Below are 15,607 nucleotides of genomic sequence, written 5' to 3'. Positions count from 1 at the left end.
AACAATTTTCTGACCTTGTTCAATATAGGAAAAACTATGAAAATTATTATGGAAAGGAAGTGGAGAGATCATAGGCTATAAGTAATTAAACTTATAACCCTTTCAAAGATCATTTTGCTATTAATTATAAATTAAGTATTCCAAATGTTAAATTCAATCAATAAAGAAGTTATTTTATCAGGTTTTCATAAAGTCTCACAACAAATATTATTTTAGTGATTGCATTTACTAAAGTCATAGGAATAATCAAAATAACCACAATCCATTAAATATTTTGATTATTTAATGATATTTTTGATTCATTTAATTGGTACGTCTTATCTGCTATAGACAACATTTCTCTATTGTGTGTCACTATAAATATTATCTTTTTATATCGTAATTCTTTTATTATTTTAGACAGCTTAGATTTATACTGCTCGTCAGAGAAACTATCCGCCTCATCTAAAATAAATATATCCCCGTCCTTATATATAGCTCTAGCTAGTGATAACTTTTGCATTTCACCTTTAGAAAATCCACCATCTTGTTTCTCAAATTCTTCCGATATAACTGTATGAATTCCTCTTTCAAATTGTTTAACTTTTTCATACAGACCAACTTTTTTTAAAGCTTCAATTGCCTTATTTTCATTTTTAGTATTAATAATACTTGTCCCACTTATATTTTCATAAACTGAAAATGAAAAAACATAGAATTCTTGAAATACTATAGAAATTTTATCGTAATATGTATTTATGTTAAAATTATCAATGTTCATTCCATTTATCAAAACTTCTCCACATGATGGTTTTAGAATTCCCAACATTAAATTTATAGCAGTACTTTTACCAGATCCATTACCTCCAATAAGTGCTATTACTCCGTCTTTTTTATTTATTTCTAAATTCACATTATTTAAGATATTTTTTTTGTTATCATATGTGTAACTTACGTTTCTCAATTCTATTTTTTTAATTTTAGTTAAATCGCTTTTTTTAACTTCATTATGGTTACCCACATCAGTAAATTCTCTTATTTTACCAACTTTGAGTGATAATGAATATATCTGCGGAAAACTAGAGAAGAGATTATTTAAATCAGAAAGTATTTGTTGTGCACCAGTAAATAACATAGTAAATGTTCCAAATGTAAAAACACCATTAAGAACTTTAAATCCTAAAAAAAACAAAACCATTACGATAGTTAAAGATGTTAATGCTTTCGAAAAAAAATCCAAAAAAGCAATTTTTTTGGCTTTTTTTAGATATTCAGATATAAAATTATCATATGCACTTTTTAAATAAGAAAAGAAAATATCTCCATTTGTAGTTTTAACTTCTTTTGAATAATCAGGTACATAGAATAGCCTGTTTATATAATCTATTTTTCTTTCATTTGGTATATTTTTAACAGTTATATTATAATTAATTTTATTTTTTATAACTATTGCTATGAAGGATATAATCACACCTATAAACATGTAAAACACCATTGAAAACTCATATACTGAAAAAATATATAATAACCCAACAATGCTAAAGAAACTATTCACCAATATACCTATCTGACTTGTAACCTCTGGTAATACACCAATATTTTTTAAAGAGAAAAAATATTGGTCATATTTATAAGGTTCATATATATCATCTATATTAAAATATATGTTATACATTTTTTTCTTCAATCCCAATTCAATTTTATTATTTATTTTTGGTAAAACAATACTAGATATAATTGCGTTCAATATGTTAACTATAATGATAATACTAACAAATACTAATATTAAAAATACAAACTCTTTTACCTTAATTTTTTCTATACTATCTACAATGAGTTTTACAAAATAAACATTTAGAATTTTCATGCCACCTGATAATAATCCTGATAATATAATAAGAAAAACATATGACTTAGAAATATTAAAAACTTCCTTAATTCCATATATCAAGTTGTTATTAATTTTCTTAATTCTTATAATGTCATTCCCCTCCTTCTAATGCACATAATTTTCAAATTTTATCTTTAAAAAATAATTTGATTTCCTCTTCTAACACACCTTTAATCTTAAAGCACTGAGATGAATCGAAATCTACATTTTTATCAAAACTAATGGATCGACAGCCTCCTCCACAAGCTGGTAAATAAACACAATTTCCACAAAAATCACTATCAACCGGGGACTGAGTCATCCATTTATAAAACTTAGGATTTAATCCAGTTATATCTCCATTCTCTGAAATAGCACCCATTAAATGCTTTTCATTTCCTACATGTTCCCAGCATTTATACACATTTCCAGTAGGATCTATTATAAAATTATTATCGCAATCTAAACCACAATATGTCCATTTTCTCATAGGATAAGTTAATATATTACTCTCAACTTCAGAGTTTAAATCCCACAATTCAGACATAACTTGTCCTAAATTACTATCCGATATGCAATTATCTTCATAATCGTTACATGATTCTGTACTACCTCTTACCACTCCAAAATCAATAGAAAAAGAGTCTAGTTCTTCTTTTTTTAAGTATTCCAATAATTTAGGAACCTCTTTATAGTTTATTTTATCAATATTTACTCGTATAACTACATTTAACTTTTTTTCGTATTTTTTTAATAAATGAAGCTTCGATATTATTTCATCAAATGTCCCACTTCCATTTTTTCTTATCCTTCTCATATCATGTATATTCTTAGTACCATCTAACACTCCATCGTTTTTATAAATAGTTCATTAATTTGTTCTTGATTTAAATTTAAATAAAATAAAATCAAATTCTCATATATGCTTCTCTTCATTTTACAATGCCTTGGAACGGTTTTATAAATACTATTATTTTCGTTTAAATTTAAAAAAATACACCCCCCAGAACAAAAATGTTTAATCCAACAATTAGAACATTTGTATTTTCCATTAAAAAAATCAATTTTTAAATTCTGAATATAGTTTAATCTATTTTCTAACATTTTTTCTGGTATGGAATTGATATTTCCAAATTTGAATCTTTTATTATCTACGAATGCATGACAAGGATAAATATCACCATTTCCATCAAATGTTAACTCTGTAATTCCTGCGCTACATCCATAATAGCTTTTAATACACCAATGAATTTGATTTAATATATCCATAACTAAATTAATTTTTTTAAGCTTTAAATACTCTTTCTCTTTTAACAATTTTCTCGCATATCTTATTAGTTCTATATAGTTGTTAATATATAAATCAAATTTATCTCCTACTAAAACATTGTACGCTGGTGACATATTAACTTCATAGAAATTTAGATTATCAAGATATTTAAATAGAGATACCAAATCAAGATTTTGATCAGTAATAGTTGACATAGCCCTTAAATTAGTTTCGTTCCTTAATTTTAAAACACTTTCAAGAATTTTTGAGTGTGAGCCTTGTCCATTTGTATAAATTCTATTTGAATCATTTATAATATTGTTACCATCAATACTAATATTTATAACAACATCATTTTTCAAAAAAAAATCCATTGTCTTTGCATCTAATAAAGTACCATTTGTAGTTACTGAAAAAACAAACTTTCTATCTAGACGATGGCAATAGTCTATTGTACTCTTTATTACATCAAAATTCAAAAGTGGCTCTCCTCCAAAAAAATTTATTACTAAAAATTCTTTTTTAGATATTTTAAGCAAATAATCAATGCATTTTTTTGAGGTTATCTCATCCATCTCTTTATTAGTCGAAACGTCATCTTGATTAATGTAACAGTATTTACATTTTAAATTACACTTATTAGTCATGAAAAAAGTAACTGAATTTATTTCATATTGATTAGGCTCATTTTCTTTATAATTAATAAAACCGATATTTTTTAAGTAATCTATTATTTTTTTTGAGTATTCTTCACCATATATACTTACACTTTTTTCTAGAAATTCTTTTTTTGTGATAGATCCTTTTTTTATTATTGATAATAGTGTATTATCAACTGTAAACATCTTTGGACTATCAATATCAAATATATAATTTTTATTGTTATACTCAAAAACTTTGAATCTATTAAAAGTAAGTAGTTCATTATATGAAATCAAAAGCACCTCCTCCTACTGAAGTTAATCTTAGGTAGTTAGTTAATTAATCGAATAGAAGTTTCAATCTAATATATTTTCTATAATCTTCTTATTATTCCTAAAGTTTCAAGTTTAAATGCATTTAATAATAATTCATTTTCTAAGTTATCAACAGATTCATATTTTGTACCATATTCATCAAACATAATTTCTGCACTTTCTTGAATAGTTTTTCCCTTATTCAATAACTCTATAAACTTTTTTGCTTCATTATCTACACAACCTACTACTAAGTCATCAACTTCAACTTTGAACTTTCTATTGTCAGACTTTACTTTTATGTTATTAGAAATAGCTTTGCTATTTGGAGTCCATGGATGTATAAAACTTAATATATCAAAACTTGTTTTATCAGATTTTTTTATTTTGTATATAACAGAATATAGAAAATTACAATTAAGTTCATTATATATTTTTTTCATATAAGATTTAAAATTATCCTCATTAAAAGCATCATCGTATAGCTTTAGTAACTTAGATACTCTATAAATTTGAGAACCAGTGGTTATTCTATTCCTGTATATTGCTAATATTTCATTATTATTTAACTTTTTTAAATATTCATTAAATAAAGGATTGTTGTCATTTCCTAAACATTCGCAAAAGATTATGGCCTCTCCATTATCCTTTAGATACTCGTTTAATCCCTCTGTAATCTTTTTTAAAATCACAGTTCCGTCTTCTCCTCCATCGCCACAAATAGGATATTCAATATACTTTGCCATTGGTATAAATGGTGGGTTTGCATAAATATAATCAAATTTCTCATTACTGTTAAGGCAATTATATAAGTTACCTTTTCTTAATTCAATTATTTTATCCAATTTATTTAAAAATATATTTAATCTGCAAATATTAACGGCTTTTGGATTTATCTCTATTGAAATTACTTTTTTTGCAGACTTTGCTGCAATCATACCTTGTATTCCTGTTCCACTACATAAATCTAAAACTATTGCGTCTTTATCGAATTTAATATTTTCAGCTAAATACAAGCTATCTGGGCCTATATAAGTATCTGTAAGTTTATTTTTGCAATTTTTATACCAAGAATTTATCTCCGTTGTTATATATAAACCTTGATAAGTTAATATAACCACCCCATTAGTTTTAACCTTATCCCCATTCTTTTCAATTATGCCTGAAGACATAAGAATATTTATTTCATTAAAGGTAATACTTTGGATTAATGATTCATATTCAACTTCAAGTCCTAAATAGAACAAATCAAAAATAATACGATTTGGTGGATTTATTTTTATAATTAAATTTTTCATTTCATCATAATTATACCATGGATTTTCAGCATCATAGACTCCTCTTAACTGTTTTATAATCATAATATAATTAGACCTGTCAAGTATATCTCTTAATATATACGCACACTTATCCACTGAATTGAACATTTTTCCCTCCTTATATGATTCGGATAAATCATTAAATCATCATATCATACATTTTTACATCGTATATCTTATCTATTTCACCTTCTAATTCAGCTACTAACTTAAAATTATTTTCTTCTATTAGAAGTCTAGCTCCTGAAGTATTAATTAAATCATTTGTATATATTCTTAACTTGTTATAATCATCCACATATTCATTTTTAATATACTCCAATAGCTCTTGAGATAAACATATAGTTTCTTGCTTATTATTAGCACTTGTGATAAAAGCGTTTAGCTGAAGAACACTACATCTACTCCCACTAGGAGGAATTCCTATAACTACTATAGCTACTATCTTATTATTTTTGTATTTTATAAAATTAAATTCATAATTATTGAATTGTCGCTCTCTTACATAAAACAAATTATAATAATCTTTATTTCCATAAGGTATAAAAGAGAATTTATTGTTATAATTATCTATAATAAATTTAGATATTTCTCTATAAGAGTGTTCTCCACCAACGGTTATTCCATCACCAACAATATCAATATCATTTTCAATAATTTTACAAACATTAAAAGCTTCTAGCTGATATATAGATAATTCTACTGTTTCTAAATCAATCACTTCGCTATTTTGACTTGAAATAATATCAAAAATTTCTTTTGTGTCATTTATTCCACTTTTGCTATTTTTCAATATTTCATTTATAAAACTATTTAAATATAGTATCTGATTATTTTCTTTTACAAATAAAGATATATTATTTTCTAGTTCATCTCTTATTTTGATACCGTTAAAATCAATCTCGTATTTCATAAATCTCCCCCATAATACCAAACATTTATAATTCTATATAAATTTTAGTATCTCCAAATGGTTCTGGCTCAAAAACTTCGAAATCATAAATAGTCTGTAACTTATTAACATTTTCTACTAATTCTTTATTTTTCCACACAAAATTATAACCCTCATCCCAGTATTCTCTTGCAGACTTTAAAAATAAATTTCCTGCAACAATTGGTAAATATGTAGTTGGAGTCAAGTCACCATTTGACTTAATTTCAACACTATAAGTATTTAACCCATTATCAGCATTTATAGGCATTCTCCTCATATGATCTAATGGATCGCCCCATTCAATACGTATTTTTTCTATAACACTAATTCTTTTTCTAATAAGGTGTCTATGAAAAACAAAGTATTCCTTATCAGTGAGTATTAAATTATTGCCTATATGCTTCCCTCTTCCGGACGGAATGAACGGCATCATTCTAATTAAATCAACACCTAAATTTACACATAAGTCAATAAATTCTTCAATATATCTATAATTCAGTTTATTTGGAACGAATGATACAGCTAAAGTTTCAATATTATTTCTTTTAAGTTCTTTAATTGCATTTATTGCGTGGTTAAACGCTCCCTTTTTCCCCCTAAAATTATCATGTTGAAAAGCGTCTATCCCATCTAAACTTATTTGTACTTGTTTAATTCCATTTTCTATAAGCTTTTTCGCCATATCTTCGTCAATAAGATAACCATTTGATACCATACTTACACAAATATTTTTATTAGTCAGAGAATTTATTATCTGTAGCAAATTTCCCCTACAAAGAGTTTCACCTCCACACAAACATACAGTATGTGGATTTAACATAATAATTTGACTTACTAAAAACATCATCTCTTCATCTGTACAATCAGTATCCACTCTAACTTTGCTACCGCTGTTATTAAAACAATGGAGACAAGAAAAATTACAATTATTTGTCACATCTAAAGAAACCATTACTGGTCCAGTTAATTTTCCCATTAAATAATAATGTTTTCTTAAGCTATTCATAAATTACTCCCACAATAAACACGTTTATTTTCTTAGATACTAGAAATTTATAATCATAAGGTTATTACTAAATAAAATTCACATTTTAAAACCCTTTAGTAGTTAAATTGCAGTTGAAACCACCATTTGCATTCGCTATCACATTAGCATTAGCATTTGTAATTGCATTTACATTCATGTAAGCATTTGCATTAATACCAAAATTGGCATTAATAGCTACTGTTACGGGCGTTATTACTACACCCCTAGGTTCAATACCGTCAGATTGTATTACTGGTCTGTTTTTTTCATTTTCAATATACATAAATTTACCTCCTTTAAATTTTTAATAGATTTTAACCATTTTCTTTTTTCAACAAATCCTTATTAACTCTATATCCAATAATGATATAAAATAACATTTGTAATATAACTACAATTGTCATAGTCTTAACATTTAGATAATTACTAAACACTATTATTACATCTAGCAATATAAAAGATATCGCATTTAATCGCAAATACTTAGCTGCATACTTATGCGCATATTTCCAGTTTTCTTTTGATTTTGTACTTAATGCTGTTCTAAAACCACTATATTTACTGATATTCCCATTTGCTATATGCTCATAATAAAAAGACAAAAACAGTTCTGCTATGGGCAATAGACTAATTACAATTTTTTCAAAATTCATACGTAAACCTTCCCATTTCATTAGCTTTTATTCTAACCATCAGATGCAAATATATCATTATGGGTAAAATAACCATGCAAATTGCTAGCAAAAAAGCTTAATCTTAGTAGTATTTTTTTCTTTCATGTTAAATCTCCTTTACTTTGCTATTACTACTTCTATCTTATTTCTATTTTAACTATATAATATTTATAAATTTATTTCAGCTAACTTTTGTGAATACTTTTTTATTGAAATATTTTTATCAGGCATTAGAAATATTCCATCACATATCCTTTGTATTTCATATTCATGTGAAATTATTATTAGAATATTATTCCTACTTCTTTCTTTTATTTTAGAAATTACTTTTTCCTTCATTTCTTTATCTAATCCAGATAAAACTTCATCTAATAAAATCAAAGATTGTTTGCTAATCAACAGTCTCGCTACTTGTATTTTTTGTTGCTCTCCTTTAGACAGTGTATCTTTTATATTTGATCTATTAAGTTTTCTAACTTTCCCTAAGTCTAAGTTTTTTATTATTTTTTCTAAATGCGGATCATCTACCTTCTTTTTCTCTAATAATGTAATATTAGAAGTTAAATTATCACGTAATATAAATGGTTTACTCTCTATAAACAAAACTTCATTTCTTAAATCTTTATCTTTATAGTCGCTTATCTCATTACCATTTATCAAAATTTCTCCTTCGTAATCAGTATAAAGTTTACTTATTAGATTAAATACTGTTGTTTTTCCCGATCCATTTTCTCCAACTATCGCATATAAACCAGGTTTCGATATTTCGAATGAAAAATCTTTCAATACGTATTTATCATCATATTTGAACGAAACATTTTTAAATTTAAGACTAGTTACTTTTGATAATTTCTTTCCATCAGTTTTCTTTTCACTGCCATGATCCATAATTTTCCTATATCTTTCTAAATCTACAATAACTTCATTAAAAGATAAGTTTAAATCACCAATGTTTTTAATTGACGAATGTAACTTTTCCATATAACTACTAAAAGCAACTATATTTCCCAATGTCAAATTTCCTAATATTATTAATTTTGCTGAAATGAATAATATTAAAGAACTTAAAATAATAGTTATTAAATCTTGTAAACTTGTTACAGTCATGTTTATTTTCAAATTCGACATAGATACTCTTTTTAAATCCTGAAGCCTATTTTTATAGTTTCCTTTAAATGTTTTTTGTAAATTATTTAGTTTTATTCCAGTTAAATTTGAAATTGTATCTATTAGATAATCAGAATATGCATCTAAATTTGCAATATAGTCTCTTTGTTTACTAATAATAGTACTTTTAAATATGTAGTTAATTCCGTAAGTCAATGGAAGTAATATAATCGCTACTATAAATAATTTTAATGATATCCTAATCATAATGTAAGCAGATATAATGATGCTAAACAAAATCATTACAATGCTTGAAAATAATTCTATATAGAAACCGACTATTTTATCACCTGTATTTTCTATTCTGCTTACAAGTTCCCCTTCACCATACGAATTTAAAAATTCATATCTCGTGTCTAATATTTTAGAGAACATCGCTTCTTTTATATTATTTGAACAATCTACAGATAATATATTGCCTATCCATTCTTCCAAAATACTGCTTAAGCTTTGAAATATATTTAAAAATAGACTTATAAGAATAAACCTTAATACTAATTGCAAATCTTTTATTACTATTAAATCAATAATTTTTCCAAATACATAAGGAATCGCCATACTTGCAATTATTCCTAATAGTATGACTATTATTAAATATATAATTTTCTTTTTCTGAGATAATATAAATTTGTCAATTATTATTTTATGTTCACGCCAATTATACATATTATTCATCTACTAAATATACTTTTCTAGATTTAAAATCAATTGACCAAAAAGAATTTTCAGTACTTTCCCACATATATTTTTCGGATGTATCTCTCCACCATTTCTCATATTCTTCTACTATATTCTTATAATCTCTATTTACTTTTTTATAAATTTTTTGACGTTCAGATAAAATTTTCAACAGGTTTTCTAAAGCTATTTTCTTTTCAAGAAGCTCTTCTATATGACTACATTCTTCCTGTGTTAATGTTCCAACTTCTTTCAACTTAGTTATCCTCCAAGTATTTTTTATTTAAAATTCCATTTACAGGATTTTTTTCTAAAACATCAATAAATGGATCTAAATAATTTAATGGTTTTATATGTCTATCAAAGTCCATTAACTCTGATAATTTTTTCTGTAATTTATAAGATACTCTATATTCTACACTAGATTTTACACATGAACTTTTAGCTGGTATATTAACTTCATTTGTATTTATATAATTCTCGAAACTACAAGAATTACAATGACAGATACTGCATTTATTGCAAAGTGGAGAATATTCTTCTGAGTATAAATGTCTATTGTATTTCTCTTTTATTCCATCTTTTAAGCTTCCGATATAATCCAAAGGAAACTTAAAATAAAATCCTGGACAAACATAAAACTTTTCGTTGCTTCCAAGGGTATAAGAATTCAATCCACTATCACATAATTCTTTTTCTTTCATAAACAATTCATCAGTTATTACATTTAGTTCTTTAATTATTCCTTTATTCACATATTCGTAATAAATATAATCAGAAATATTCTTTAGTTGTTTTTCATATAGGATATAATTAAATTGTTTATCAATGTCTAATATATTTAGATTAATCCTGTTAGTCTTATTGAATAATTTTGTTACAAAATTCTCCATATCACTTAAATATTCAGACGATATATTTAATATTATATTTTCTTCTAATTTCATATTTCTTACAAACTCTTCGTCATTAGGATATTCAATTGTAAGGATATAATTATTAGTTATTTTTCTTATGCTATCTTGATTTCTTATTGAGCAATAGTGAAAAATATTATGTCCTTTTAAGTCTATCTCTTTGAAATTTAAATTGATTCCATAATTACTATGTATGAATACTGGTCTTAGAAAATTATTTCTAGCATATTCTAATCCTTGCATTATTGTTTCATTAGACATAATAGTAGATCCACTTCTATTATCACTACTAGCACAAGTTCTTACAGGTGAATTAGATAACAAAAAATAAAGTTTACCTCTTCCTTCATTATTAATTTCTTTTTCAATTCCATACCTATTATATATCTTAGCAAAATAGTAATTATTTGCTCTGACTCTTGCTTTATGCATTTTACAAATATACTTTGCCTTTTGAAAATTTGTATTACTATCTGCAGAGTCATAATTATGACCAAAACATGAAGTACATCCACTTGCAATTCTACAGTTAAGACACTCGTCATCAGATTGAAGTTTCGTATTTATTAGATAATATGGTCTTATTTTATCAAAATCTATACCATTCTCTACATCACCTATTACAACTTCTTTTTTATTGTTAAGTGAATAATCTTTATATCTCATACATGGATACAATGATCCATCAGGACCAACTGCTATCATCTTTCCAGCACCACATGAAGCTGTTTCTAATATTTCTTTACTATTTGGAAAACCTATAGATTCATCAAATAAAGTACAAGAATATTTATCAAATAGTCTATTTTCCAGGATATAGTCTGCCAATTCAATTAACTGGTCTTCAAAAATTTTTTCATCTCCATTTTGCCAAACATCTTCAAATACTACATTTGCTGCTACATCAGATATTCCTAATTCCCATAAATGGATTATGCTATCTTTTAAATATTTTAAATCTTTACTTGAAAAAGTAACTTTGGTAGATGCTTGAAATTGATTTTTGTACAATTCTATATTTTTTATTATTTCATCATAAGAGCCTTTTCCATTCGGAAAAATTCTATGCATATCATGCTTTTCTTTAGTCCCGTCTAATGTAATTGCTATTTCAAGTTTTCCTTGATTTTTCTTTATAAAATCTTGTACTTCTTTACTAGCATAATTAATCCCATTTGTCGTTATATTAATCCTATAATCCCAATACCATTCATCATTTAATAGATATGTTTTTAATTTAAAATAATCACATATTTGATTAATTAGTTTTATTTCAAGTAGTGGCTCTCCACCTATAAAATCTAATATAACTCCTTTGGGTCTTATTATTTCTTCTGATAGTACATAATCAATAAATTTCTTAGCTACATCAAATGACATTTTCTTATTTGACGATTTATGTGTAATATAACAATAACTACATCTCAGATTACAATCTTCAGTTACAATAAAAGTTAATGTCTGGGCTACGCCATCTTTCCAAATATCAAATTCTTTTCCTACTTTATATAAAGTATTATTTGTCATTTTTATTACTTAAGCTCTTACGTCCAAATCTTGGATGTTTTGCTGCATTTTTAGCAGTACAACTATACCTACAAGTGTGCACACACATAAGTTTGCAAACATTAAATGGAGTAATACCTCTTCCATTTTTATCATTTTTAATTTTACTAGAATAATTCATTTTTTATCTCCTCTAATTTTTCTATTTTTTAAACTTTAATTCATTAAATATTCTCTTATTAAGCTTATATCATTTAAATTTTTATTTCAGCTAACTTTTGTGAATAAAAAAAGCACTAGAATTACAAAATTCTAATGCTTGTCTCTAAAATGAATCAACATATCCTAGTTCTCTGACTTTATCTATCATTTCTTGGTAATTTCTAACACCTAACTTTTGATAAATTCTTGATAAAGATACTGCTAGACTTCTTACATTTGTATTTAGTTCTTTAGCTAACTCTTTCCTAGACATACCTTCCGAATATAATCTCACTATTTTTAATTCACATTTTGTCAACGGTTCTAACATACGGTTTTCTTCTGGAAATATTATCTTATCCTTTTCTACAATATTTTTTATATTCCGAATTAGTTTATTTGTTTCTTCTTCTTTGGAAATAAAACCTCTACACCCTATTTTCTTTGCCCTTTTTATATAAAAATCTAATTTATATGCTGTTAAAATAACAATTTTAATATCTCTATACTTTTCTATTAATTTTTCAGCTAAGTCCAAACCATTTACTGTTCCTTCAATACCTGTTAAATTAATATCTATTAGTAACAAATCATAGTTAAGGACGGATTCATTTATACTTAGGTTTTTAACATCATTTACTATATCTACAGAAATAGATTCGTCCGTCTCTAAGCTCATTTTTAAAGAAGTTGCAACCATTTTATGATCTTCTATTAACAAAATTCTCATTTATTACACTCCTGTCTAAAGGAATATTTATTTTAAATTGTACATATGATTCCTCAAATTCTTCATTATTCTTGAATATCTTATATTCAAGATCCCCACTATAATCTTTCAAGTTAAATCGTAATATATTCAATCCAATATTCCCATCTTTTATTTTATTTTCATCGTCAACATAGTCACCAACATTTGTTATAGTTAAATAAACCATGCTCTTTTCAACTTTTAAAACGATATTCGTGTTGTATCCCTTAGAATGCTTAAATGCATTTATTAATAATTCATTCATACATTTATATATTAATTCATCATAAGGAGCTGGTAATTCAATACTTTTATCACATTCAAATTCAATGAAAATTTCTCTACTCAAATACATGTCCTCTAAATCTTTGATAAGCCTGTTATACGCATCATATAGTGATTTATAATCTCTTAGTTTTGGATTAAATAAATCTATTTCATGACGAATTAAATCATTTAATTTATCAAGATTTTGTATTATATATTTTTTACCTGAACCTGACAAATTATCTTCAATCCATCTACGAATAGCAATTATTATTTGAAGTATGTCATCATGTAGAAAAGTTTGAATTCTTAAAATATTAAGCCTCTCAAGCTCCATATTCCTATTTTCATCATAATAATAATTATCCATTATTTCATCGAAAGTAATTCGCTGATATTTTTTATATTTTCTATAACATAGTAATTCTGATATGAATATAAAATAATACAAATATAATAAAATTGCTAACTCTATAGGTATGCCTATTAAAAGTAGCATAACAAATAATATAAAATAGCTAAAAAACAATTTTTTCATTGCATTACTAAATAACAATATTCTTTTTTTAATATCTGTGCTAATAATTCGATATATCAATACCAATTCCATTGATATTAATGACAAAAGCAAATATTCGCTAACTGATACACCTTCTATACTATTAATCTTTATAAAAATTAAAAAAGAAGATAAGAAGCAAATTTGTAAAAAAATCATCTCATTAAAATGATATTTTCGTATATTTTTATATAATAAATATGCTATGCAAGGACTCATAAATAACATGATTACTATATATTTATATAATAAATCAGAAAAATAATAATTATAATTCACTATTACCGCTGATACAACGATAATAATTATTAATAAAATTCTTATAAAACTAATTTTTTTTATCGAAAATATTAAGTCTAAGTTTTCAAGTAACAATAAACTGTAAATGAATAATTCTATATGTTTGCCTATTTGCAACTTAATTAATATTGAATCTTCCATACATATAAAAATAATAAATGCAATAATTAAAGTGCTATGTTTTAAAATAAAACTATTATTATAGTTTAGCACTGTTATAATATAAGATATAAAGTTTACAATACCTAGTAAAATAATTATAAAAATTCCGATATCTATTTGTTGATGATACTTAAAAAAAGGAATTATCGGTATAAATAAAATGACTTGTAATATTAAATGTGAAATCAAATTTAAATCTGACTTTTTCATAGTTCTCCTTCTATCAATTAATAACTTAATCTAGTCATTGTGAAATCTTTATAACAATTAAGTCCATCTATATTAAATCCATTATATACAATTCCAGAACATAAGTATACTTTTTGAGGTTTTGATTGTCTTATTAAATACACCAAATACTCTATCAATATTATTATAATCCTATATTGATTCAATTACAGCTAACTTTTGTGTATCAAACCTACCAAAATTTTATAACGTCATTATACAATCTGTTTCAACATGACAAAAAAATAAAGGCAGTCCGAAGACTGCCGATATTTACCTCTCTGCACCTTTGCTATGGTCTTTCTTAGTTGACTTAGTTTTGTCATCTGTCTTAAAGCTTTTTATTTGCCCTAATATGGACTTTTTATCCTTGTCTTGACTCTTTACTTGTTCTTTTGCTTTTAAGAGCTTAGAATACAAAATACGAACATTTTTATGTTCCTTTCCGTTGTTATCAATGCTTGTTTTTACTTGACCAAATATTTTAACAAAATCTCCTTGTTTTAAACTCTCTAAATCTTTTGCCTTATCTCCATAGGCTGAACAATTGGTATAAATTTTATTTCCATCGTCATCTTTCGAAACAATTGAAAAGTTACTTACTTTAAATTTTTCTCCATTTGCATTTTCTCTTTCAAGATTTTCTACTTGACCTGCTATATTACCCACGAGATTTATGAGGTCGTCTTTTTTTTCAAGTTCATTGGTATTTTCAACAATCTTACCTTGTTCTTTCATATCATCTATCATATAGTCAAAGTCATCACTTAGTAGACCTGTTGTGTCATTGTTCATATATAAAACATAGACTTCTTCAAGTGCTTTTTCATCATTAACACCCT

At 25.4% G+C, this 15,607-nt stretch carries 15 protein-coding genes and 1 pseudogene; 1 reads left to right on the top strand and 15 read right to left on the bottom strand.

The features are described from left to right. Positions 1-74 (top strand): annotated as a pseudogene (locus HMPREF0077_RS11020) (relaxase); the annotation flags it as partial. A 191-nt stretch (positions 75-265) separates the two neighbouring features. Here HMPREF0077_RS11020 and HMPREF0077_RS09120 read toward each other — a convergent pair. The 15 genes from HMPREF0077_RS09120 to HMPREF0077_RS09055 form a co-directional block, all read right to left on the bottom strand. Continuing rightward, positions 266-1,846 (bottom strand): ATP-binding cassette domain-containing protein, encoded by a 1,581-nt coding sequence (locus HMPREF0077_RS09120; protein WP_040349708.1) that lies wholly within the window; start codon positions 1,844-1,846, stop codon positions 266-268. A 145-nt stretch (positions 1,847-1,991) separates the two neighbouring features. Then, complete coding sequence (locus HMPREF0077_RS09115) at positions 1,992-2,666, bottom strand: SPASM domain-containing protein (RefSeq protein ID WP_052588112.1); 675 nt, start codon at positions 2,664-2,666, stop codon at positions 1,992-1,994. A 23-nt stretch (positions 2,667-2,689) separates the two neighbouring features. Next, positions 2,690-4,057, bottom strand: a complete 1,368-nt coding sequence (locus HMPREF0077_RS09110) for a radical SAM/SPASM domain-containing protein (protein ID WP_040349706.1) — start codon at positions 4,055-4,057, stop codon at positions 2,690-2,692. Between the two features lie 77 nt (positions 4,058-4,134). Next, on the bottom strand, positions 4,135-5,502 hold the full coding sequence (locus HMPREF0077_RS10390; RefSeq protein WP_004837723.1) for a methyltransferase: 1,368 nt from the start codon (positions 5,500-5,502) through the stop codon (positions 4,135-4,137). Positions 5,503-5,533: 31 nt separating this feature from the next. Then, the gene (locus tag HMPREF0077_RS09100) at positions 5,534-6,307 is read right to left on the bottom strand and encodes a hypothetical protein (protein ID WP_004837722.1); all 774 of its coding nucleotides are present in this window, start codon (positions 6,305-6,307) and stop codon (positions 5,534-5,536) included. Positions 6,308-6,332: 25 nt separating this feature from the next. Next, the gene (locus HMPREF0077_RS09095) at positions 6,333-7,334 is read right to left on the bottom strand and encodes a radical SAM protein (protein ID WP_040349705.1); all 1,002 of its coding nucleotides are present in this window, start codon (positions 7,332-7,334) and stop codon (positions 6,333-6,335) included. An 85-nt stretch (positions 7,335-7,419) separates the two neighbouring features. Further along, positions 7,420-7,638: a hypothetical protein gene (locus tag HMPREF0077_RS09090; protein ID WP_004837720.1), complete on the bottom strand. Its 219-nt coding sequence runs from the start codon at positions 7,636-7,638 to the stop codon at positions 7,420-7,422. A gap of 31 nt (positions 7,639-7,669) precedes the next feature. Then, the gene (locus tag HMPREF0077_RS09085; RefSeq protein ID WP_019124140.1) at positions 7,670-8,008 is read right to left on the bottom strand and encodes an SdpI family protein; all 339 of its coding nucleotides are present in this window, start codon (positions 8,006-8,008) and stop codon (positions 7,670-7,672) included. 189 nt (positions 8,009-8,197) lie between these two features. Then, positions 8,198-9,871, bottom strand: a complete 1,674-nt coding sequence (locus tag HMPREF0077_RS09080) for an ABC transporter transmembrane domain-containing protein (RefSeq protein ID WP_004837718.1) — start codon at positions 9,869-9,871, stop codon at positions 8,198-8,200. Further along, complete coding sequence (locus HMPREF0077_RS09075) at positions 9,864-10,130, bottom strand: CXXX repeat peptide modification system protein (RefSeq protein ID WP_004837717.1); 267 nt, start codon at positions 10,128-10,130, stop codon at positions 9,864-9,866. The genes HMPREF0077_RS09080 and HMPREF0077_RS09075 overlap by 8 nt, the downstream gene beginning before the upstream one ends. A gap of 1 nt (position 10,131) precedes the next feature. Next, a complete protein-coding gene (locus tag HMPREF0077_RS09070) occupies positions 10,132-12,318 on the bottom strand; it encodes a radical SAM peptide maturase, CXXX-repeat target family (RefSeq protein WP_004837716.1) in 2,187 nt (728 codons plus the stop codon). Further along, on the bottom strand, positions 12,308-12,478 hold the full coding sequence (locus HMPREF0077_RS10810; protein ID WP_004837715.1) for a hypothetical protein: 171 nt from the start codon (positions 12,476-12,478) through the stop codon (positions 12,308-12,310). The genes HMPREF0077_RS09070 and HMPREF0077_RS10810 overlap by 11 nt, the downstream gene beginning before the upstream one ends. 144 nt (positions 12,479-12,622) lie before the next feature. Continuing rightward, a complete protein-coding gene (locus tag HMPREF0077_RS09065; protein ID WP_004837714.1) occupies positions 12,623-13,228 on the bottom strand; it encodes a response regulator transcription factor in 606 nt (201 codons plus the stop codon). Then, positions 13,200-14,747: a sensor histidine kinase gene (locus tag HMPREF0077_RS09060; protein ID WP_004837713.1), complete on the bottom strand. Its 1,548-nt coding sequence runs from the start codon at positions 14,745-14,747 to the stop codon at positions 13,200-13,202. The genes HMPREF0077_RS09065 and HMPREF0077_RS09060 overlap by 29 nt, the downstream gene beginning before the upstream one ends. 291 nt (positions 14,748-15,038) lie before the next feature. Continuing rightward, a partial coding sequence (locus HMPREF0077_RS09055) for a single-stranded DNA-binding protein (protein WP_004837712.1) occupies positions 15,039-15,607 on the bottom strand: 569 nt, incomplete at its 5' end.

Origin of the sequence: Anaerococcus tetradius ATCC 35098 (assembly GCF_000159095.1) — a bacterium.
Taxonomy (GTDB): Bacteria; Bacillota; Clostridia; order Tissierellales; family Peptoniphilaceae; genus Anaerococcus; species Anaerococcus tetradius.
Note: the sequence above shows the minus strand (reverse complement) of the source record. Positions and strands in the feature narration are given on the sequence as shown.